The sequence below is a fragment of the Bittarella massiliensis (ex Durand et al. 2017) genome, assembly GCF_017566145.1.
GTDB lineage: Bacteria > Bacillota > Clostridia > Oscillospirales > Ruminococcaceae > Bittarella > Bittarella massiliensis_A.
This window is the reverse complement of sequence record NZ_JABFCL010000069.1, coordinates 1-302: the sequence shown is the minus strand read 5'-3', so window position 1 is coordinate 302 and position 302 is coordinate 1. Positions and strand designations below refer to the sequence as shown.

The following is a 302-nucleotide window of genomic DNA, read 5'->3' as shown; positions in this document are numbered from 1 at the left end:
AGTGCCGCCACGGACGCACAGACCTCTCCGATCGGGAAAGACGCCCAGACTCCTGCAGGTCCCCAGACAGCGGTCAATGCCACAGCACACGGGATCGTAATGATAAACTGTCTGAGAAGTGAAATCAGAAGCGAATGTTTGCCCTCTCCAAGAGATTCAAACACTCCCGAATAAATGACTCCGATGGTGGATACCAGAAATCCCAGACTGATCAGCCGGAGTGCCAGAATCCCCGCTTTCAAAAGCGATTCTTCCGCATCAAACAGCGCAAAGATCTGCCCCGGTATCGCAAGGGACAACAC

Annotated in this window: 1 protein-coding gene; it reads right to left on the bottom strand. The window is 53.3% G+C overall.

Going from position 1 to position 302, the window contains the following annotated elements; translation table 11 throughout:
- Positions 1 to 302 (bottom strand): MATE family efflux transporter (locus tag HJY11_RS13485; protein WP_243764563.1); only part of this gene is annotated, 302 nt, incomplete at both ends.